At 63.6% G+C, this 21,335-nt stretch carries 14 protein-coding genes and 1 pseudogene; 9 read left to right on the plus strand and 6 right to left on the minus strand.

The window, feature by feature from the left end; all coding sequences use genetic code 11:
* The first annotated feature begins 107 nt into the window (after positions 1–107).
* From xdhA to AC1MGT_RS16350, 9 genes are all read left to right on the plus strand, one after another.
* Positions 108–1,577, plus strand: coding sequence for a xanthine dehydrogenase small subunit (gene xdhA, locus AC1MGT_RS16310; protein ID WP_499501045.1), 1,470 nt, complete (start codon positions 108–110; stop codon positions 1,575–1,577).
* 10 nt (positions 1,578–1,587) lie between these two features.
* A complete protein-coding gene (xdhB, locus tag AC1MGT_RS16315; protein ID WP_499501047.1) occupies positions 1,588–3,921 on the plus strand; it encodes a xanthine dehydrogenase molybdopterin binding subunit in 2,334 nt (777 codons plus the stop codon).
* 2 nt (positions 3,922–3,923) lie between these two features.
* Positions 3,924–4,916 carry a xanthine dehydrogenase accessory protein XdhC gene (xdhC, locus tag AC1MGT_RS16320; protein WP_499504301.1) on the plus strand — a complete coding sequence of 331 codons (993 nt, stop codon included), beginning with the start codon at positions 3,924–3,926 and terminating at the stop codon, positions 4,914–4,916.
* The gene (guaD, locus tag AC1MGT_RS16325; protein WP_499501048.1) at positions 4,916–6,220 is read left to right on the plus strand and encodes a guanine deaminase; all 1,305 of its coding nucleotides are present in this window, start codon (positions 4,916–4,918) and stop codon (positions 6,218–6,220) included. Before xdhC ends, guaD begins: the two co-directional genes overlap by 1 nt.
* 222 nt (positions 6,221–6,442) lie before the next feature.
* Positions 6,443–7,936: an adenosine deaminase gene (locus tag AC1MGT_RS16330; RefSeq protein ID WP_499501049.1), complete on the plus strand. Its 1,494-nt coding sequence runs from the start codon at positions 6,443–6,445 to the stop codon at positions 7,934–7,936.
* A gap of 511 nt (positions 7,937–8,447) precedes the next feature.
* Positions 8,448–11,867: a TonB-dependent receptor gene (locus AC1MGT_RS16335; RefSeq protein WP_332533604.1), complete on the plus strand. Its 3,420-nt coding sequence runs from the start codon at positions 8,448–8,450 to the stop codon at positions 11,865–11,867.
* 202 nt (positions 11,868–12,069) lie between these two features.
* Positions 12,070–13,755 carry a bifunctional metallophosphatase/5'-nucleotidase gene (locus tag AC1MGT_RS16340; RefSeq protein WP_499501050.1) on the plus strand — a complete coding sequence of 562 codons (1,686 nt, stop codon included), beginning with the start codon at positions 12,070–12,072 and terminating at the stop codon, positions 13,753–13,755.
* A gap of 16 nt (positions 13,756–13,771) precedes the next feature.
* Positions 13,772–14,845 (plus strand): S1/P1 nuclease, encoded by a 1,074-nt coding sequence (locus AC1MGT_RS16345; protein WP_499501051.1) that lies wholly within the window; start codon positions 13,772–13,774, stop codon positions 14,843–14,845.
* A gap of 101 nt (positions 14,846–14,946) precedes the next feature.
* Positions 14,947–15,810, plus strand: a complete 864-nt coding sequence (locus AC1MGT_RS16350; RefSeq protein WP_499501052.1) for a MipA/OmpV family protein — start codon at positions 14,947–14,949, stop codon at positions 15,808–15,810.
* Positions 15,811–15,857: 47 nt separating this feature from the next.
* Here AC1MGT_RS16350 and AC1MGT_RS16355 read toward each other — a convergent pair whose 3' ends face one another.
* The 6 genes and pseudogenes from AC1MGT_RS16355 to AC1MGT_RS16380 all read right to left on the minus strand — a co-directional run bounded on the left by AC1MGT_RS16355 (position 15,858) and on the right by AC1MGT_RS16380 (position 21,241).
* On the minus strand, positions 15,858–16,133 hold the full coding sequence (locus AC1MGT_RS16355; protein ID WP_499504302.1) for a HigA family addiction module antitoxin: 276 nt from the start codon (positions 16,131–16,133) through the stop codon (positions 15,858–15,860).
* Between the two features lie 13 nt (positions 16,134–16,146).
* Positions 16,147–16,425, minus strand: a pseudogene (locus AC1MGT_RS16360) (type II toxin-antitoxin system RelE/ParE family toxin).
* A 408-nt stretch (positions 16,426–16,833) separates the two neighbouring features.
* Complete coding sequence (locus tag AC1MGT_RS16365; protein ID WP_499501053.1) at positions 16,834–17,331, minus strand: hypothetical protein; 498 nt, start codon at positions 17,329–17,331, stop codon at positions 16,834–16,836.
* Between the two features lie 308 nt (positions 17,332–17,639).
* Entirely contained in the window at positions 17,640–18,605 is a 966-nt protein-coding gene (locus AC1MGT_RS16370; RefSeq protein ID WP_499501054.1) for an ABC transporter permease, read from the minus strand.
* Positions 18,606–18,608: 3 nt separating this feature from the next.
* A complete protein-coding gene (locus tag AC1MGT_RS16375) occupies positions 18,609–19,715 on the minus strand; it encodes an ABC transporter permease (protein WP_499501055.1) in 1,107 nt (368 codons plus the stop codon).
* A complete protein-coding gene (locus tag AC1MGT_RS16380; protein WP_499501056.1) occupies positions 19,712–21,241 on the minus strand; it encodes an ABC transporter ATP-binding protein in 1,530 nt (509 codons plus the stop codon). The genes AC1MGT_RS16375 and AC1MGT_RS16380 overlap by 4 nt, the downstream gene beginning before the upstream one ends.
* Between the last annotated feature and the right edge of the window lie 94 nt (positions 21,242–21,335).

Genomic DNA, 21,335 nt, shown 5'->3' on the forward strand with positions numbered 1-21,335 from the left:
ATATGTTTCATGATATGAGCTATATCATTCATTGATTATGGGTTGGTGGGCCGTGAATGGTAGCCTTCCGCCTTTGGCGTTCAGCAATCCACTCACCAAAGACAGGCATGTCAGAACCGATCCGATTCCTCTACCAGGGCCAGGTGCGCGAACTGCGCGACGTGAAGCCCACGCAAACCATCCTGCAGCATCTGCGGGAGGACTTGCGCTGCACCGGCACCAAGGAAGGTTGCGCCGAAGGCGACTGCGGCGCCTGCACCGTCGTGATCGGTTCGCTGGAAGAGGGCGAACTGGCGCTGCGCGCGGTGAACGCCTGCATCCAGTTCACGCCGACGCTCGACGGCAAGGCGCTGTTCACAGTGGAAGACCTGGCGCAGCCCGATGGCGCGCCCCATCCCGTGCAGCAGGCGCTGGTCGAATGCCACGGTTCGCAATGCGGCTTTTGCACGCCGGGATTCGCGATGTCGCTGTTTGGCATGTACCTGAAGCAGGAAGGGCGCACGCCATCGCGCTGCCAGATCAACGATGCGCTGTCCGGCAACCTGTGCCGCTGCACCGGCTACCGCCCGATCATCGATGCTGCGCGCCGCATGGTCGAACTGCCGCCCATCGCCTTCGACCGCGCTGCGCTGGCCGAGCGCCTGCGCACGCTGCAGCGCAGCCACGGCTTCACATACGCCGCGCATGGCCAGCACTTCCATGTGCCGCGCACCGTGGCCGAACTGGCGGCACTGCGCGCTGACCATCCGGCCGCCGTGCTGCTGGCCGGTTCGACCGACGTCGGGCTGTGGGTCACCAAGCACCTGCGCGAACTGGGCGACGTGATCTATCTTGGCCAGGTCGCCGAGCTCAAGACGATGCGCGAGCTTGACGGCATGCTGGAGATCGGCGCCGGAGTCTCGCTGCAGGACGCCTATCAGGCACTGGCCGCGCGCTATCCCGATGAACTCACGGAACTCTGGCAGCGCTTCGCGTCGCTGCCGATCCGCCATGCCGGCACGCTGGGCGGCAACGTGGCCAACGGCTCGCCGATCGGCGACTCGATGCCGTGGATGATTGCGCTGGGCAGCCAGGTGGTCCTGACCAGCAGCGCCGGTACGCGCGTGCTGGCGCTGGACGACTTTTACCTGGGCTACCAGAAGAAGGATCTGCGGCCCGGTGAATTCGTCCAGGCCGTACGCGTGCCGCTGCCGCAATCGCGTCCAGGCCTGCGCTTTCGCACCTATAAACTGGCCAAGCGCTTCGACCAGGACATTTCGGCCGTGTGCGCCGCGTTTGCCATCGTGCTCGACGGCCAGACGATCGTCGACGCCCGCATCGCGTTCGGCGGCATGGCCGCAACACCACAGCGCGCCGCGCAGGCTGAGGCCGCGTTGCTGGGCCAGCCGTGGACCGAAGCCGTGTTGAGCACGGCGATGGCGGCGCTGGGCCGCGACTATGCGCCGCTCACTGACGCGAGGGCTTCGAGCAGCTACCGGATGCGCACCGCGCAGAACCTGCTGCGCCGCTTCTGGCTCGAGACGCGCCTGCACGACCCTCTGCCCGCGCAGGCAGTCAATGCCTTTGCCGGCGCCTGAGGAGACGACCATGAACGACGGCGGCATCAAGAACCTGGACGCCTGGGCCGAAGTCGGGCGCGCGCGCAAGCACGAGTCGAGCGAACTGCACGTGCGCGGCGGCGCCACCTTCACCGACGATATCGCCGAGCTGGCCGGCACGCTGCATGCGGCGTTGGGTTTGTCGACCCGCGCGCATGCGCACATCACTGCCATCGACCTGGCGCCGGTTCGTGCCAGCGCCGGTGTGGTTGCCGTGCTGACCGTGGCCGACATCCCGGGCCTGAACGATTGCGGCCCGATCATCCATGACGATCCGATCCTGGCCGATGGCCTGGTGCAGTATGTCGGCCAGCCGATCTTCATCGTCGTCGCTGACAGCCACGACAATGCACGCCGTGCGGCGCGCCTGGCGCAGGTGACCTACGAGGACCTGCCGGCGATCCTGACCCCGCAGGCGGCGCGCGCTGCGCAATCGTACGTGCTCCCGCCCATGCGCCTGACACGCGGCGATGCCGAAGCCGCATTCGCGCGCGCGCCGCACACGGTCAAGGGCCAGCTGTACGTGGGCGGGCAGGAGCAGTTTTACCTCGAAGGCCAGATCGCGTATGCGATTCCCGGCGAAGACCGCGGCATGCACGTGTACTCGTCGACCCAGCACCCGAGCGAGATGCAGCATGTGATCGCCCATGCACTCGGCCTGCACTCGCACCACGTGACGGTCGAGTGCCGCCGCATGGGCGGGGGCTTCGGCGGCAAGGAATCGCAGTCGGCGCTGTGGGCCGCGGCGGCGGCCATCGCCGCAGTGCGTACGGGCCGCCCCGTCAAGCTGCGCGCCGACCGCGACGACGACATGCTCGTCACCGGCAAGCGCCACTGCTTCCATTACGAGTACGAGGTCGGCTACGACGCCGAAGGTCGTATCCTGGCCGCGCGGGTCGACATGGTCACGCGCGCCGGCTACTCGGCCGATTTGTCCGGCCCCGTGGCCACACGCGCCGTTTGCCACTTCGACAATGCGTATTACCTGTCCGACGTCGACATCCGCGCCGCCTGCGGCAAGACCAACACCCAATCGAACACCGCGTTTCGCGGCTTCGGCGGTCCGCAGGGCGCCATCGCCATCGAATACGTACTCGATGAGATCGCGCGTAACCTGGGCCGCGACGCGCTCGATATCCGGCGCCTGAATTTCTACGGCGCGCAGGATCGCAACGTCACGCCCTACGGCCAGACCATTGTCGACAACGTCATCCCCGAACTGGTGGCCGAACTGGAAGCGGGCAGCGACTACCGCGCGCGCCGCGCGGCCGTGGATGACTACAACCGCACCAGCCCCGTGCTCAAGAAGGGGCTGGCGCTCACGCCGCTCAAGTTCGGCATCGCGTTCAATGTCACGCACCTGAACCAGGCCGGCGCGCTGGTGCATGTTTATGTGGACGGCTCCATCCTCGTCAACCACGGCGGCACCGAGATGGGGCAGGGCATCAACACCAAGGTGATGCAGATCGTGGCGCACGAGCTGGGCGTCGAACTCGGTCGCGTGCGCGCCACCGCGACCAACACCAGCAAGGTCTCGAACACGTCGGCCACCGCCGCTTCGACCGGCGCGGACCTGAACGGCAAGGCTGCGCAGGATGCGGCCGGCAAGATCCGCGCGCGCCTCGCGCAATTCGCCGCGCAGCAGTACGGCGGCGCGGCCAGCGACGTGCGCTTCGCGGCTGGCACCGTGTTCGTCGCCGGTCTGGCGCTGCCGTTCGAGGAACTCGTCGCCAAGGCTTACCTGGCGCGCGTGCAGCTGTGGTCCGATGGTTTCTATGCGACGCCCGGCCTGCACTGGGACCCGAAGACGATGACGGGCCGCCCGTTCTCCTACTTCGCGTACGGCGCGGCGGTGTCCGAAGTGGTGGTCGACACGCTCACGGGCGAATGGAAGCTGCTGCGCGTGGACGCGCTGTACGACGCCGGCCGCTCGCTCAATCCGGCCATCGATATCGGCCAGGTCGAAGGTGCGTTCATTCAGGGCATGGGGTGGCTGACGACCGAGGAATTGTGGTGGAACCCGGCCGGCAAGCTGATGACGCATGCGCCGTCGACCTACAAGATTCCTGCGGTGTCGGACTGCCCGGAGGATTTCCGCATCGCGTTGTTCGACAATGCCAACGTCGAAGACAGCATCCACCGCTCCAAGGCCGTGGGCGAGCCGCCATTGCTGCTGCCGTTCTCGGTCTTCTTCGCGCTGCGCGACGCCATTTCGAGCGTGGGCGGGCACCGGGTCAATCCACCGCTCAATGCCCCCGCAACGAGCGAAGCCATTCTGGATGCGATCGCGTTTGTCGAGGGCGCCGCCGGCGCGCGCGCTTGACGATGGACTGGTTGCGCGCCCAGGGCGATGTGCCGTCCGTGCTGGTCACGGTGGCGGCCGTGAAGGGCTCGGCGCCGCGCGAGCCGGGCGCGAAGATGCTGGTGCGCGCGCACGATTTTGATGACACCATCGGCGGCGGCCATCTCGAACACCGCGCGCTGGAAATTGCGCGCACGATGCTGCAGCTTGGCGAAGCGCGTCGCTTCGAGCGCTTTGCGCTGGGCCCGAGCCTGGGCCAGTGCTGCGGCGGCGTTGCCTGGCTGGCGTTTGAACGTGTCGATGCCGCGCAGGTTGACCTGCTGCGGGCACGCCGCAACGTCGACACCTGGCGCCTCGTTGCGCTGGACGGCGCGTTCGAATGGGCCTTGTTCGACGACGCGGCGCTGCTCGCGGGCACGCCGGACGCGCCAGCGTTCGAACGCGTACCCGAGGCCCAGGTGCTGGAAGGCGAGGGTGGTCGCCGCTGGCTAATCGACCCGGTCCTGGCGCCGCGCGCGCACCTGATGCTGTTTGGCGCCGGCCATGTGGGCGCCGCCATCGTCCGTGCGCTGGCCGAGTTGCCATGCCGCGTGACATGGGTCGACGAACGCGACGCCATGTTCCCGGCATCCATCCCCCCCAACGTGACGATCGAGGCGACCGATACGCCCGAGGCGCTGGTAGACCACGCCGCGCCCGGCACGAGCTTTCTCGTCATGACCCACAGCCACGCGCTCGACCTGCGGCTGTGCCATGCGATCCTGGCCCGCCCCGCGCATCCGGCCACGCCCGACTGGTTCGGCCTGATTGGATCAGGCACCAAACGCAGCCAGTTCGAAGCGCGCCTGCGCGAGCGCGGCATCGACGATGCGCGCCTGGCCAATATGGTCTGCCCGATCGGCCTGCCCGAGATTGCCGGCAAGGCCCCGGCCGTGATTGCGGCGTCGAGTGTGGCGCAATTGCTGGCCGTGTGGGAAGCTGCACATCACCCCGAACCTCAACCGGAATTCCTGTAATGCCCACTGCATCACCCAATGTGCAGGCCTATCGCGCCAGCCTGCTGCACTTTCGCGCCGATCCGGCGTTCGACGACGGCGCCGCGCTGTTGTACGAAGACGGCCTGCTGATCGTCGAAGACGGCCGCATCCAGGCCGCTGGCGACTACGCCGCGCTCGCGCCCACGCTGCCTGCGGGTCTCGAACCCGTCGACTACCGCGGCAAGCTGATCGTCCCCGGCTTCATCGACACGCACCTGCATTACCCGCAGACCGACATGATTGCCTCGCCAGCCCCGGGCCTGCTGCCGTGGCTCGAGACCTATACGTTCCCGACCGAGCGTCGCTACGAAGATCACGAGGATGGCCGCACCACGGCCGACTTCTTCCTCGACGAGCTGCTGCGCTGCGGCACCACCACGGCGATGGTCTACTGCACCGTGCACCCGCAATCGGTCGACGCGTTCTTTGCCGCGAGCGAAGCGCGCAACCTGCGCATGGTGGCCGGCAAGGTGCTCATGGACCGCAACTGCCCCGACTTCCTGCGTGACCTCGAAGGCGAATTGGGCGAGAGCGAAGCGCTGATCAAGCGCTGGCACAAGCGCGGCCGCGCGCTGTATGCGATCACGCCGCGCTTTGCGCCGACGTCGACCGAAGCCCAATTGCGCCTGACGGGCGAACTGGCGGCGGCATACCCGGACACCTTCATTCAGACCCACGTGGCCGAGAACCGTGACGAGTGCAGCTGGGTCGGCGAGCTGTTCCCGCAGGCGCGCAGCTATCTCGACGTGTACGACAGCTATGGCCTGATGCGCCCGCGCGCGATGTTCGGCCACTGCATCTGGCTCGACGACGAAGACATGGCGCGCATGGCGGCCACCGGCTCGGCCGCCGCCGTGTGCCCCACATCGAACCTGTTCCTGGGCAGCGGCCTGTTCGACTTCGAGCGCGCCGACAAGGCCAGCATGCTGCTGTCGCTGGGCACGGACGTGGGCGCCGGCACGTCGTTCTCGCTGCTGCAGACGATGAACGAAGCGTACAAGGTCGCGCGCATGAAGGGCAGTTACCTCACCGCGCTGCGCATGTTTTACCTGGCCACGCTGGGCGCCGCGCGCGCGATGGGACTGGACGACACGATCGGCAGCTTTGCGCCCGGCCTCGAAGCGGACTTCGTGGTGCTTGACCGCGAGGCGACGCCGCTGATGGCGCGCCGCACGAGTCACAGCCACTCGCTCGAAGAGCTGCTGTTCGCGCTGGCGCTGCTGGGTGATGACCGCACGGTGGCCGCGACGTATTCGTATGGTCGGCTGGTGCACGAACGTTGATTTGCCGAGGCACGTAGGGTGGAAGGCTCTGCCTTCCACGCGTTGATCGTCAGCGGCGCCGTTGTCGTGCCGGATGATCTGGCTGCCAACCATCACCGCGTGGACGGCGCAGCCGTCCACCCTACGCATAAGAGTCACGGCGGCGGTCCAAGCTGCAATATTGCCAACCTTGGGCGAAGGCGTTAGAGTCTGACGCTTGCCATCCACCCTGAAAGTCTCACCATGCACAAGTATTTGCCCGGCAGTGCGCTGCTGGCGCTGGCCGTCGTCGCTTCGCCCGTCCTGGCCCGTGCGCCATCGGTCACCGCCAACGAAGCAGCCACCGCGCGCCACTACGCCAGCCTGATCGAGGGCAGCACGCCGCGCCTGTCCGAGCTGACGATGTTCTTCACGCAGATGCCCAAGGGCGGCGATTTGCACCACCATTATTCGGGCGCGATCTATGCCGAGACCTATGTCGATTTCGTCGACAAGCAGGGGTTCTGCATCGACAAGAACACCTACCGCATCGAGACCGACAAGGCGACCATCGCCGCGCAGCGCGCCAAACCGGCGGCTGAACGCACCTGCCTGTCGGGCGCACAAGTCAATGCCGACGAAAACACCTGGCGCGAGCTGGTCAAGCGCTGGTCGAACAAGGATTTCAGCAACCACGTCGCAATCCAGCCGGCGCCGGACCGCCTGTTCTTCGGCACCTTCGGCTACTTCGGCCCGGTGGCCAACGACAACTTGCGCGAAGGCCTGCAAGAGATCAAGGCGCGCGCCATCGCCGAAAATGTCGGCTACATCGAAACGATGTTCCTGCTCTCGCCATTCGTGGCCAACGCCGCCTTCGATACCAGCACCCGCGCCAGCGTGAACGACGACGCGGCGCTGGGCGCCCAGTTGCGCGCCGAGCTGGCGGCGCTGGACGCCAACGCCGCCTACAACACGTCGATCGACAGCTTCGTCGCGCAGATCAACGCTGCATCGGAAGGCATCGACGACGAGCGCTTCACGATGCGCTACCAGAACTACACGCTGCGCCTCCTGGCGCCGTCGCAGGTGTTCTCGGCGATGGTGTCGAGCTTCAAGGCGGCCGCCAAGGGCGGGCGCATCGTCGGCGTGAACATCGTCGGCCAGGAAAGCCTGCACGTGTCGATGCGTGACTACCTGCTGCACATGAAGATGTTCCGCTTCCTCAAGACCGTGTATCCGGACGTCAAGGTGGCCATGCACGCGGGCGAACTGGCGCTGGGCGAAGTGCCGCCGGAAGGCCTGAAGTTCCACATCGACAGCGCCCTGGGCATTGCCGGCGCCGACCGCATCGGCCATGGCCTGGACCTGGCGCATGAAGCCAACGCACCGGCCATCATCAAGACCATGCGCGAGAAGGATATTCCGGTCGAGATCAACCTGACCTCGAACGCATTCATCAGCGGCGTGGCCGGCGCGGATCATCCGATCCACCTGTACCGCAAGTATGGCGTGCCGTATGTGATTTCGACCGACGACGCTGGCGTGACCCGCCACACGCTGTCGCACGAGTACGTGCAATTTGCCAGCCAGTTCAAGCCTTCTTACGCGGAAATCAAGAAGGCGTCGTACAACAGCATCCGCTACGCCTTCCTGCCCGTTGCAGAAAAACAACGCTTAGCGAAACAGCTCGATGGGCGCTACGCCCGATTCGAGGCACAAGTCGCTGCCATGACGCCCCAGACCGCACGCGCGAAATAAAGTGTGTCATCCCCGATCCGGCGCTCGCCGGATCGCCTGCCTGTCATAAACGACCTTCGACTTTTCGGCACTTAGTTAATTCAGAAGTAAGGTTTGTCGTCTTCTCGCTACACAATTCTGTGTTGCACCGCTGGTTCTACTGATTTTTTGCCGAAAAAATTTCACCGTGGAATGCCACGCATATAATTCCGCCATGTCATAAAGCGCGCCAAATGACACGATTTCTGTCGCGTAAGGACAACGCCGACGGGGTGATTTATACGAGAAAGCTCTGAATAGCCAAGCCAAATTGAATTTGTCGGGCTGAAAACGCTGATGCATATTGGCGCAATTCTGCTGTAAATCAAACCACACATCGTGTCATTTTGTTGAAACATTGTACCGATACAATCGCAGCCGCTTGCCGGCTGAATCACTGGCGCGGCACGACGAATACAACAAGCAGTAAAGCAGGGGAGGACGTCCGTCGGACGTCCAACAAACAACTTTGAAGTTCTTTTTGGGGTAATCAATGATCACTCAGCAGCAGATCCGGCTCACCAAGTTGGCGCTGGCTTTGTCAGTTGCGTTGGCGGCGTCGCCGTCGTTCGCACAGAACACCACTTCGGCCGTCGGTGGCCGTATCTCGAACGTCTCGGGTCAGCCGGCTGCCGGCGCGCAAGTGCAGATCCTGCACACCGAGTCGGGTTCTGTCAGCAATGTCGTAACCGACGCTGAAGGCCGCTACGTTGCACGTGGCCTGCGCGTGGGTGGTCCTTACACCATCACTATCACCAAAGACGGCATCACCCAAACCCGCAACAACGTCTTCCTCGACCTGGCGCAGACCGCCGAAGTCGACGCCACCCTGGGCGTGCAGACCGTGACCATCGCCGGTACCGCATCGCGTTCGGAAGTCTTCACGAGCAACAACATGGGTGCGGGCACCGCCATCAGCAACACCCAGCTCCAGACCCAGGCATCGATCCAGCGTAACCTGCAAGACTATGCGCGTGCCGACCCGCGCGTGTCGCAGACCGACAAGGACCGCGGCGAAATCTCGGTCGCCGGCCAGAACTCGCGCTACAACTCGACCACCATCGACGGCGTCGCGATCAATGACACGTTCGGCCTGGAAGCCAATGGCAGCCCGACCGCGCGTCAGCCGATCTCGATCGAAGCGATCCAGTCGGTGCAGGTCAACGTCGCCAACTACGACGTCACCCAGAAGGGCTACACCGGCGCGAACATCAATGCCGTGACCAAGTCGGGTACCAACACCTACAAGGGTGGCGTGTACTACGTGTACCGCAACGACAATCTGTCGGGCGACCGTTACAACCCGATCACCGACGTCTACACCGACGCGCCGAAGTCCAAGGAAACCACCAAGGGTGTCTGGGCATCGGGTCCGCTGATCCAGGACAAGCTGTTCATCTACGCACTGGCCGAAAACTTCGAAAGCTCGCGTTCGAGCCCTGAGTTCGGCGCCATCGGCAGCGGCGCCGGCACCACCGTCGGCATCAGCCAGTCGGCCATCTCGGAAGCCCAGCGCATCGCCCAGCAGACCTACGGCGTCGACATCGGCAGCACTGCCGTGCCGACCGGCTCGATGCTGACCTCGAAAGAGCGCCTGGTGAAGTTCGACTGGAACATCACCGACGAACACCGCGCCAACCTGCGTTACGCCAAGACCGAACAGGGCGAGCCGTTCTACCCGGGCTTCTCGGCCACCGGTGTCGGCCTGTCGTCGAGCTTCTACAACCAGGGCAAGTCGATCGAGACCACCGTCGCCCAGTTGTTCTCGGACTGGACCCCGAACTTCTCGACCGAGCTCAAGTTCTCGAACCGCGATTACGATTCGGTCCCGGTCAACGCGACCCGCACGCCATCGATGGCCCTGCAGTTCAGCGGCGCGCTGCCGGCTGACGCACCAAGCGGCCTGTCGACCGCCAACCGTAACATCAACTTCGGTACCGAGTTCAGCCGTCACAACAACGTGCTGCGCAACAAGACCAAGGACCTGTACGCCGGCGCCAACTGGATCGTGGGCGACCATGAAATGAAGTTCGGTGCCGACTACACCAAGAACGATGTCTACAACGCGTTCCTGCAGGGTATCAACGGCTCGTACACCTACGCCTGCCTGGATTCGGCAGACGCGAACTTCTACAGCTTCGGCGCACTGCCAAGCTGCGCACGCGCAACCAATGCACAAGTGCAGCAAGCCGTGCTGGAGAACTTCCAGAAGGGTCGCCCACTGAGCTACAGCCAGCAGCGCGCGCTGCCAGGCGCGTCGCTGAATGATGCGGTTGCCGAGTTCAGCACCAAGAACACCGGCCTGTTCCTGCAAGACACCTGGACCGTCAACGACCAGCTGACCCTGACCTACGGCGTGCGCTACGACCGTAACGATGTCGGCGGCCGTCCATTGGCTAATATTGCTGCTGCCCAGCCACTGGTGGCCGGCAACCCAGCCACCGGCGTGCGCCAGTCCGGCGGCTTCGGTCTGGACAACACCCGCACCATCGACGGTACCGACCTGATCCAGCCACGCTTCGGCTTCAACTACCGCTTCGACAAGTCGCCACGTCCGACCCAGATCCGCGGCGGCTTCGGCCTGTTCCAGGGCGCGGCAGCCACCGTGTGGATGTCGAACCCGTTCTCGGGCACCGGCGTGGCTACCGCCACGATCAGCTGCTCGGGCACCGGCGCAACCCGCTGCCCGACCACCGGCGGCCTGACCAGCTTCAATCCTGACGCCCAGCCTGCCATTGCCGGCGCAATTCCGGCCGCGGACGTCAACTTCCTGGATCCAAGCTTCCGTCAGCCATCGATCTGGAAAACCAACCTGGCGTTCGACACCGAACTGCCATGGTACGGTCTGGTCTTCGGCGCCGAAGCGCTGTACACCAAGAACAAGAACGGCATCTACTACGAACACCTGAACCTGGGCGCAGCAACGCGCAACGGTTCGGATGGCCGTCCGCTGTTCTGGAACGCAGCCGGCCTGAGCACGGCGTGCTACGGCGTGTCGAACAACACGGCGAACATCATCACCAGCTGCGGCGCGGTCAACCGTTCGCTGAACAACCGCAGCTTCAACAACGTGCTGGTGGCGCGTGATACCGACAAGGGCGACGCGAAAGTGCTGACCATGTCGCTGTCGCAGCCGATGACCAAGGGCTTTGGCTGGTCGGTGGCGTACACCTACACCGATGCGACCGAAGTCTCGCCGCTGACGTCGTCGGTGGCCAACTCGAACTTCAACGGCCGTTCGTCGTTCAACCCGAACGAAGAAGTCGCCGCGACCTCGAGCTACGCCATCAAGAACCGCGTCAATGCGCTGATGAACTTCCAGAAGAAATTCTTCGAAGGCTACAACACGCGTCTGGGCGTCTTCTACGAAGGTCGTGAAGGCCGTCCGTACAGCTGGACGTTCAACAACGACATGAACGGTGACAATCTGGCCGGTAACGACCTGATGTACATCCCGACCGCGTTCGGTTCGAACGAAGTCGCGTTCGCAGGCGACACCGCAACGAACCGTGCCAACGAGCAGCGCTTCTGGGACGTCGTCAATGCGAACAAGGGCCTGAGCAAGGCTGCCGGTGGTGTCGTGAGCCGTAACAACTCGACCGCTGAATGGGTCAACACCTTCGACGTGCGCATCAGCCAGGAAATCCCGGGCATCTTCGCACGCAACAAGGCGACCTTCTCGCTCGACTTCATGAACTTCGGCAACCTGCTGAACAAGAAATGGGGCCGTACCGAAGAGATCAGCTTCCAGGGCTCGGGTGGACAGGCACGCAGCTTCGTTGACGTCGCCGGTATCGATGCACAAGGTCGTTATGTCTACGTCGTGCGTAACGACGTCGAGCGTCAGGACCTGAAGCAAGCCAAGGGCGAGTCGCAGTGGGCAATCCAGGCAACCCTGCGTTACGAATTCTAAGCAGCGCCAATTCGTAGCATGAGGTAGTCAAAGCGGCCGGTGGAAACACCGGCCGTTTTTTCATCAAAAAAGTCATTAGCCCTGCTGCTGTAAGGATTTCCTGCGCACAGGTGGCATGGGATAATGCCTGCTGTTGCGCTTATCCAAGCCCCGTTTTTCGGATGCCGGCGACCCCGGCCCGATTCCATAAAAGGTGTTTTTCATGATCGTCTCGCGTCGCGCAAGCGCTCGTCTTTCCACACTCACCGTTGCGCTGCTGCTGGCCGGCTGCGTGACCGCCCCACAGGGCCCGGTCACCATCAATCTGGTATCGCTCAATGACTTCCACGGCAATCTGGAACCAAGCCGCTACGTGCTCAAGGGCGCCGACGGCAAGGACCAGGTCATGCGCGCCGGCGGCGCCGAAGCCGTGGCTGCGGCCCTGCAGGCCTGGCGCAAGGAAGACAAGGAGTTGCTGCTCGTGTCGACCGGCGATATCGTCGGCGCCAGCCCGGCGCTGTCGTCGCTGTGGGCCGACGAGCCGACGATCGAAGTGATGAACATGCTGAACCTGCGCGCGAGCGCAGTGGGCAACCACGAATTCGACGGTGGCCGCAAGGAACTGCTGCGCCAGCAGAACGGCGGCTGCGATTCGCCGCACCCGACCAAGGCCTGCAAGCTGACCCCGAATTTCGGCGGCGCCAAATTCACGTATCTGGGCGCGAACGTGATCGACAAGGTCACCGGCAAGCCGATCATCCCGGGCTTCACCATCGAAACCGTCAAGGGTATCAAGGTGGGCCTGGTGGGTGTGGTGCTGCGCGATACGCCGAACATGGTCGTCGCGTCGGGCATCGCGGGCTTGCGCTTCGGTGACGAAGCCGAGGCGGTCAACAACGCGCTGCCAGCGATGCGCGCGGCCGGCGCCCAGGTCATCGTGGCCCTCGTGCACCAGGGCGGCCGCACGGTCGAGTCGCCGTTGCAAACCGGTTGCAGCAAGCTGACGGGCGATATCGTCCCGGTCGTCCAGAAGATCGACCCGTCGGTCAAGCTGGTGCTGACCGGGCATTCGCATCAAGGTTATCTGTGCGATGTCGATGGCCGCGTCGTGACCCAGGCCGATACGGCCGGCCACCTGCTCACGCGTGTGTCGATGCAGGTCGAACCAACCACCGGCGCGGTCTCGAACCTGACCGTCGCCAACGTGGTCATGAAGCCGGGCGAGTATCCGGCCGATCCAAAGATCGTCGCGTATGTCGCGCAAGTGAAAGAGCGCAGCGAAGCCGCCTTGACGCGCCCGATCGCGAAGATCGCCGTCGCGCCGCTGCTGCGCAAGAATAACGACGCGGGGGAATCGCCCCTCGGCAACCTGGTTGCCGATGCGGCGCTGGACTCTGCGCGCAGCCTGGGCGCGCAGTTCGCGCTCATGAACAACGGCGGCATCCGGCGCGATCTCGAAGCAGGCGCCGACAAGACCGTCAACTTCGGCCAGGCGCAGGCCGTGCTCCCGTTCGGGAACACGACCGTCGTGATGAATCTGACCGGCGCGCAGATCCGCAACCTGCTCGAGCGCCAGTGGCCCGACGGCCCGAACGTGACGTCCAGCGTCCTGCAAGTCTCGCAAGGCTTCACCTACACGTGGGACGCGAAGCGGCCGGCCGGCAACCGGCTGGTGCCGGGCAGCGTCAAGCTCGATGGCAAGCCGCTCGATGACGGGGCGACGTATCGCCTGGCGCTGAACAACTTCCTGGCCGAAGGCAGCGACGGCTATCCGGAATTCGCACTGGGCACGCAGCGCATCGATACCGGCCTGCGCGACCTGGACGGCTTCATCGCCTACCTGAAAAAACTCGAAGGGCAGGGCGCCGCGCTGACCCCGGCTACCCCGCGCATCGTGCGCCTCAATTAAGTACATCAGGACCATCATGAAAAAACTCGCATGTGTGCTGGCGCTGACCGGCGCTTTTGGATTACTGGGCGCATCGGACGCCGCCGCCTGGGGCCGCGACGGCCACCGCGCTGTCGGCTCGATCGCCGACAAGCTGCTCAAGGGGACCAACGCGCAAAAGCAGATCGCGCTGCTGTTGCAGCCGGGCGAATCGCTGGCGTCGGTCGCGAACTGGGCCGACTGCGTCAAGGGCACGTACTGCGGCCCGCAGACGCCCGAGATGGTGGAATACGTCGAAGGCAACCCGCGCCACAGCGAATACCACTACACCAACGTGCCGTTCCAGCTCGATCACTATCACGAGCATGGCGTGGGCACGAGCGATGTCGACATCGTGCAGACGCTGGAGCAGTGCATCGCCGTCTTGCAGGGCAAGACCGATCCGGCGCTGAACCCGCACAAGTTCACCAAGCGCCAGGCCCTGATCCTGTTGGCGCACTTCGCCGGCGACATCCACCAGCCGCTGCACGTGGGCTCGGCGTTCGTCAGCAAGGACGGCAAGTTCATCGTGCCGAAATCGCGCGACGAGATCGATGATGCGCTCGTGTTCGATTCGCGCGGCGGCAACAACCTGCTGCTCGATGACGAGAAACTGGCAGCCCTGTCGAAAGGGGTGATTCCTGCTGCAGAATCGGGCGATGCGCCAGTCGTCATCAAGGAAGGCGTGCCAAAGGCGCTGACCAAGCCGTTCCACTCGTACTGGGACAGCACGACGGTCGACTACGCATTCCGCCGCATCAAGACGCGCACGCCGGAGCAGTTCGCGGACGTGGCGATCGCCAGCGCGCCGCTGGTCGCAAAAGCCAAAGGCGACGTGGCCACCTGGCCCGTGCAGTGGGTGGAAGACGGCCTGAAGTCGGCCAAGCTGGCATATGCCGACGTGGTGCCGGGCAAGCTGACGCCGCAGACAGGCAAGAAGGGCGAGACCTACTACACCTTCGCGCTCGAAGTGCCGGCCAACTATCCGGTACCGAGCTCCGAAATCGCCAAAACCCAGCTGATCAAGGGCGGGTACAACCTGGCCGCGATGCTGCAGGCGATCTGGCCGTAAGCCCACGGCCTGCAGCGCGCGGATTGTTCGCGCGCGCGGTGCACTTTTGGCACGGCCTCGGATAGAATCCGGTCATCCCCCGACCAGACTCCCGAGGCCCCATGCATGTTCCATTGAAGGCTGCCATCGCAGCAGCCTGCCTGCTCCCCGCATTCCACGCTCACGCACAATCGCCAGCCGGCGCCAGCCTGCCGCTATGGGAATTCGGCCTTGGCGCCGCTGCCCTGAGCACGCCGGCGTATCCCGGCGCCGACGACCGCACCAACCGTATCCTGCCAATCCCGTTCCTGCTCTACCGCGGCGAAGTGCTGCGCGCGGACCAGTCAGGTATCGGTGCGCGTCTGTTCCGCTCGGATCGCCTTGAGTTCGATGTTGGCCTGTCCGGGGCGTTGCCGTCTGATTCCGATGACGTCGAGGCGCGTGCCGGCATGCCGGATCTTGGCGCGCTGTTCGAATTCGGACCACGCCTGAAAATCCGCGTGGCTGACATTGACGCGACGAGCCGCCTGCGCGCTGAGCTGCCGCTGCGCGCCGTGATCGAAGCACGCGGTGGCCTGCGGCGCCAGGGCTGGACGTTCGAGCCGAAGCTGGCCTACGAAACGCGCGGCGAGCGCGGTCTGTGGTCGTTCGAAGCCAATACGTCGGTGGTGTTCGGTGACAAGCGCATCAACCGCTATTTTTATGAAGTCGCGCCGCAGTATGCAACCGCCAGCCGCGACGCCTACAGCGCCGACGCCGGCCTGGTATTGGCGCGCGTGGGCCTGTTCGCCACGCGCCAGCTCAATCCCGACGTGCGCCTGTTCGGCTACGTGCGCTACGAATCGTACGCCGGCAGCGCCAACCGCGACAGCCCGCTGCACCTGAAGAACTCGGGCACATCGGCCGGCATCGGCTTCGCCTGGACGCTGGCACGCTCAAGCCGCCGCGCGGCGGGCTTCGAGCCGGTCGATCCGGTGACGCCGTGACATGACGCCGGCAAGGCCGGCGGCATGGTAAGTGTGTCGGGCACGTCTTACGCTGCAATGCGCTGGACGTTGGCCCGTTTGATTTTCCCGGCCTGGTATAAATCGTATTGCATTTGCAGGCCTGCCCAAAGCCCGGGGCTCGTAGCAAGCGCGGCGGCAAGGCGGTAAGCCATATCCGGCGATACGCCTGCTCCGCCGTTGACAACACGCTGGAGGGTGACACGGCTGACGCCCAGCCGCGCGGCGGCCTCCGTAATCGTCATCTCTCCCAGGTATTCCCGAAGCACCTCTCCCGGATGCGGCGGATTATGCATGCGAGTCATTTTTTCCTGAAAATTAGTGGTAGTCAAGGTAGTCAACGAGAATGGCATCGGTGCCATCGAATGCAAAATCATCCGCCAGTTACCGTTGACCGTCACGGCCCAATGCCCCGTTAAGATCACCTTTCAATGGGTGACGTGCCCACGCCGGCGCGGACAAGTCTTCTGGACGGGTTGCCTGATCAAGGGCGGCCAGTTGAAGGCGCAGTCTCGCTGCATGCAAAGGCTGGATCCCGGCATTGCTTCCGGTCTCAAAGTAGCGTTGCAACCCTTTGTGCCTGAACGTCCTGATCATGCGATTTATTGCATACCGTATCGCTACTAGATACAAACAGACTCAGGTCACACAAGCAGCACAAGCAGGGTCAGGTCTGACATTTGGACACGAACTCAACCACGAGCAGGGTCAGGTCTGGCATTCAGACACGAGCTCGACAAAAGTATATTTATGAAAGCACTTTTCAACGGATTAAGGCAGAGTTCGTGTCCAAATGTCAGACCTGACCCTGGCTGCAAATGTCAGACCTGACCCTGGCTGCTCGCTGCACTGGCTGCACGGTTTGTGAATGACACCATCAGAAATCGTCAAGAAAAAAAGCGGCATGTAAAAAGAGCGGGATACACACCGCTCTTTTACATGCCGCTCTTTTTTCGTCAGGCCGTCACGACGCAGTGTCAGCGTCGCGTGGCGCTGTTTCACCGATTACTTCTGCTTGTAAGAAACACGACCCGATAACCCGATCGTACCGGCGCCGTTCGACAAGTCTTCAGTGCCGCTCAGCGAGCCGCCGCCGGTTGCGTGAAAATAGGTACCGGAGCCGCCGGTGATGGTGAAGGTGCCACCGTTCATGACGTAGGCAGTGCCTGCGCCGGTAGGAACGAACTGGCCACTGTAGTCGGCAAAAATCTGGTCGCCGTTTGGATACAGCAGGATGAACTTGCCGTTGCTGAAGGTGAACGTCGTGCCAGACTGGGCGAAGCAATCACCGCCCACGAACGCGACCGGCGTTCCTTCAGCCGTCTCACCGTGGCCGGCGAGCTTGCCGGCAAGGGTAGACGCACATTGCGGCGCAGGACCCACTTTTTCATTGAATACGCCTTTGACTTCAAGCGCCTTGACCACGTTCGGACCGGCCGAGGCCGAGAACGAAGCGGCCATCAGGACCAGGCTGGACAGGAGGCGTACGGAGACAGTCTTCATTACAATATTTCCTTGGCTGTTAAAAAAATGATATTGCACATACTAAGATAAGAGAAGACATCTTGTTGCGCGCACGATTCCATTTTTTTACATTGTTGCAGCTCTCCCACATGCTGGTTACGAACAGGCCCAGCACGAACAGACGCAAGGACACGGCAGGGTCAGGTCTGACATTCAGACACAGGCTCAACAAAAGTCTATTGATGAACGCCCTTATGAACGGACTAAGCCAGAGTCCGTGTCCAAATGTCTGACCTGACCCCGGCTGTTCTTTGTCAAGGCACCGGCCGGCAACGGCCGGCAGACGATCAACGCGACTTGATGAACGGCTTGCCCAGCGCCTTGGGCGCGACCGACTTGGCCATCAGGCCCGCCAGCACGACCACGGTAACGATGTACGGGATCATCTGGATCAGCGAACCCGGGATGCGGCCCACGACCGGCAGGTCGACGCCTTCGATCTGGATCTGCACTGCGGCAAAGAAGCCGAACATCATGCAACCCAACACCGTGTGCACGGGCCGCCAGTTGCCGAATACCAGCGCCGTCAGTGCCAGGTAACCGGCGCCGGCCGACATGTCGCGCAGGAAGAAGCCGCTCTGGACAATCGACAGGTAGGCGCCCGAGAACGAGCACAGCACGCCGGCGATGATCATTGCCGTGTAGCGCGTGCGCTGGACCGAGATGCCGGCCGCGTCGGCCGCATGCGGGTTTTCGCCACAGGCGCGCAGACGCAGGCCGAAGCGGCTGTAAAACAGCACCCAGTGCACGATCGGGAGGAGGGCAAAGGCCAGGTAAACCAGTACCGAATGCCCGCCAATCAGGCTGCCGTAGACCCAGCCCAGCACCGGCACGTCGGCTACCAGTTCGGTCCCGGGCAGGATGACGCTGGTCAGGCGCGCTTCACCGAGGTCCGGTGTGCGTCCGCCCTGCTGGAAGAAGTACTGGGCGACGACGAACGTCAGTCCGCTCATCGCGATATTGATCGCGATGCCGGCCACGAGCTGGTTGCCCTTTTGCGTGATCGAGACGAAGGCCTGGATCAGCGCCAGCACGACGGAGGCGACGATGCCGGCCGCGATGCCGAGCCACGGGTCCTGGTAGGTGTAGGCAACGCCGGCCGACACGAAGGCCGACGCGAGGATCTTGCCCTCGAGGCCGATGTCGACCACGCCGCTGCGCTCGGCGAACAGGCCGGCCATGGCCGCGAACATCAGCACCGGCGCGTTGCGGATGGTGGAGACGACGATACTGGCGAACTGGAAGTCTTCCATAGCTTATCCCTTGCTTGCGCCGTTGTTGGAGCGTGTTGCGTTGATCAGTTTGAGTAGCGCCGGCGCGTACATGTTTTCCATGGCGCCGCAGAACAGGATGATCAGGCCCTGGATGAAAATGAAGGTCTCTTGCGGGATGTTCGGTTTTTCCAGCGACAAGTCAAAACCGCCCTGGATCAGTGCGCCGAACAGGATCGACGAGAGCAGGATGCCCACCGGATGCTGGCGACCCATCAGCGCAATCGCGATGCCGATGAAGCCCGCACCGGCCGGGAAGTTCAGGCTCAGGTAGTGGGTCGAGCCGAGGATCGAGTTCACTGCCGCCAGGCCCGCCAGGGCGCCCGAGATCAGCATCGCAATGATGATCGTGCGGCTGATGCGCACGCCCGCATAGTGCGCGGCGTGGGCGTTCAGGCCCGTCGCCTGCAGGCGGTAGCCCCAGCTCGAACGCGACACGGCCACCCAGTAGACGACCAGTGCGACCAGGGCCAGAAGGAAGGCCAGGTTCAGCGGCGTGCTCTCGCCGAAGAACGGCAGCCAGTTCGACAGCAGCGGGATCGCGGCAGCGTCGGTAAAGGTTCGGCTGGCCGGGTTCTGGTCACCCTCGGGGATCATGTACTTGACGATGATAAAGTTCATCAGGCCAGCGGCGATGAAGTTGAACATGATGGTCGTGACCACCACGTGGCTGCCGCGCTTGGCCTGCAGGTAGCCGGGCAGGAAGGCCCAGGCCGCGCCGAAGACGGCGCTGGCGACGATCGCCAGCGGAATCAGCAGCCACGGCGAGAGCGTCGCGTCGAACGCCAGCATCGCCAGCGTCAGGCCCAGACCGCCCAGATACATCTGGCCTTCGGCACCGATGTTGAACAGGCCCGCCTTCATCGCGATCGACACGGCCAGGCCGGTAAACACGAAGGTCGACGCATAGAACAGCGTGTACGACAGGCCTTCCGGATTGATGACGGCACTGTTGACGAGGATCTGCAGCGACTCGACCGGGCTTTCGCCCAGCAGGTGGATCACGAGCGCCGCGACCAGCAGGGCAGAGAGCAGATTCAGGACCGGCAGGACGAAGCCCGAGGCCCAGCGTGGGAGTTCAGTGGTTTTCATGATTTGTGCATCCCGCCCATCAACAGGCCAATGCGGGTCGTGTCGAATTCGTCGATCGGCAATTCGCCGGTAATGCGCCCGCCCGACATCACGATGATGCGGTCAGCCAGCGCGCGCACTTCTTCCAGCTCGGTCGAGACCAGCAGGATCGCGACGCCCTCGTCTCGCAGGCGCAGCAGTTGCGTGTGGATGCTCTCGATGGTGCCGATGTCCACGCCGCGCGTGGGCTGGCCCACCAGCAGCAGTTTCGGCGAGCCCGACACTTCGCGCGCGATGACGACCTTCTGCTGGTTGCCGCCCGAGAGCAGGCCGATGCGCACGTTGGGGTCTTTCGGGCGCACGTCGAATGCCTCGAGCAAATGGGCGCAGCGCTTGGCGATCGCGTCGAAATCGAACAGGCCCATGCCCTTGGTAACGCGCTCCTGGTAGCCGAACACGGTGTTCTGCATGACCGAGAAATCCTTGATCACGCCGTCGCGCAGGCGGTCTTCCGGCACGTGGCCGATACCCATGTCACGCAGTTCGGCGGGCAGGCCGTCGGCGTTCGAGCGGCCGGCGAAGGGCAGGGGTTTGCCCTCGAGCGAGACCGTGCCGGAGGTTGGCAGGCGCATGCCCGACAGGATGTGCATCAACTCGCTCTGGCCATTGCCCGATACACCGGCAATGGCGACGATTTCGCCAGCGCGCACCGACAGGGCGATGTCGCCCAGCAGCTGCACGCCGTTTGCGTCCTTCAGTTGCAGGTTCTCGACCTGCAGCACCGGGGCGCCCGGCGCATACGGTTTGCGCGGCAGGTTGCCTTCGATCGGACGGCCGACCATCATGTTGGCCAGCTGCTCCTTGCTGGTGTCGACCGTGGCGACGGCGCCGGCCAGGCGGCCCGCGCGCATCACGGTCACCTGGTCGGTGATGTCCATGATCTCGCCCAGCTTGTGGGTGATCAGGATGATGGTCTTGCCCTGTTCCTTGAACAGCCGCAGGATGTCGAACAGCGATGCGATTTCCTGCGTAGTGAGCACGGCGGTCGGCTCGTCCAGGATCAGGATCTCGGCGCTGCGGTAGATCTGCTTGAGGATTTCAACGCGCTGCTGCGCGCCCACCGACAGGTCAGAAATCACAGCCAGCGGATCGACGTCGAGGTGGTAGCGCGCGCAGATTTCGCGCAGCTTCACCTCAAGCTCGCGGCGTTTCTTCGACAATTTGAAGGCGCCTTCGGCCCCGAGCATCACGTTGTCGAGCACTGTCATGTTCTCGACCAGCATGAAGTGCTGGTGCACCATGCCGATGCCAAGGGCGATGGCTTCCTGGCTCGAGCGGATCTGCTGCTCCTTGCCGTTGATGACGAGCTGCCCGCTGTCGGCATGGTAGTAGCCGTACAGGATGCTCATCAGGGTGGATTTGCCCGCGCCATTTTCGCCGATCACACCATGGATCGAACCCTTGGCGATCGAGAAGCTGACGTCGGCGTTCGCCTGCACCGGCCCGAAGGCCTTGCTCACGTTGCGAAATTCTACGGCTGGCTGCATTGCGATCTGTCGTAAAAAGGAAGTGTGCTTATCATTCAAAAGCGCGCCGGACCGGTAATCAACCGGCGCGGCGCGCTTCGAATGGAATGAAGGT

The sequence above is a fragment of the Telluria sp. BA11 genome (genome assembly GCF_056680305.1).

Coding starts and splice junctions, on each gene's coding strand:
- guaD (WP_499501048.1), top strand. CDS start 4,916: ATGCCCACTGCATCACCCAATGTGCAGGCCTATCGCGCCAGCCTGCTG.
- AC1MGT_RS16340 (WP_499501050.1), top strand. CDS start 12,070: ATGATCGTCTCGCGTCGCGCAAGCGCTCGTCTTTCCACACTCACCGTT.
- xdhB (WP_499501047.1), top strand. CDS start 1,588: ATGAACGACGGCGGCATCAAGAACCTGGACGCCTGGGCCGAAGTCGGG.
- AC1MGT_RS16365 (WP_499501053.1), bottom strand. CDS start 17,331: ATGAAGACTGTCTCCGTACGCCTCCTGTCCAGCCTGGTCCTGATGGCC.
- AC1MGT_RS16370 (WP_499501054.1), bottom strand. CDS start 18,605: ATGGAAGACTTCCAGTTCGCCAGTATCGTCGTCTCCACCATCCGCAAC.
- AC1MGT_RS16330 (WP_499501049.1), top strand. CDS start 6,443: ATGCACAAGTATTTGCCCGGCAGTGCGCTGCTGGCGCTGGCCGTCGTC.
- AC1MGT_RS16335 (WP_332533604.1), top strand. CDS start 8,448: ATGATCACTCAGCAGCAGATCCGGCTCACCAAGTTGGCGCTGGCTTTG.
- AC1MGT_RS16350 (WP_499501052.1), top strand. CDS start 14,947: ATGCATGTTCCATTGAAGGCTGCCATCGCAGCAGCCTGCCTGCTCCCC.
- AC1MGT_RS16345 (WP_499501051.1), top strand. CDS start 13,772: ATGAAAAAACTCGCATGTGTGCTGGCGCTGACCGGCGCTTTTGGATTA.
- AC1MGT_RS16375 (WP_499501055.1), bottom strand. CDS start 19,715: ATGAAAACCACTGAACTCCCACGCTGGGCCTCGGGCTTCGTCCTGCCG.
- AC1MGT_RS16380 (WP_499501056.1), bottom strand. CDS start 21,241: ATGCAGCCAGCCGTAGAATTTCGCAACGTGAGCAAGGCCTTCGGGCCG.
- xdhA (WP_499501045.1), top strand. CDS start 108: ATGTCAGAACCGATCCGATTCCTCTACCAGGGCCAGGTGCGCGAACTG.
- AC1MGT_RS16355 (WP_499504302.1), bottom strand. CDS start 16,133: ATGACTCGCATGCATAATCCGCCGCATCCGGGAGAGGTGCTTCGGGAA.
- xdhC (WP_499504301.1), top strand. CDS start 3,924: ATGGACTGGTTGCGCGCCCAGGGCGATGTGCCGTCCGTGCTGGTCACG.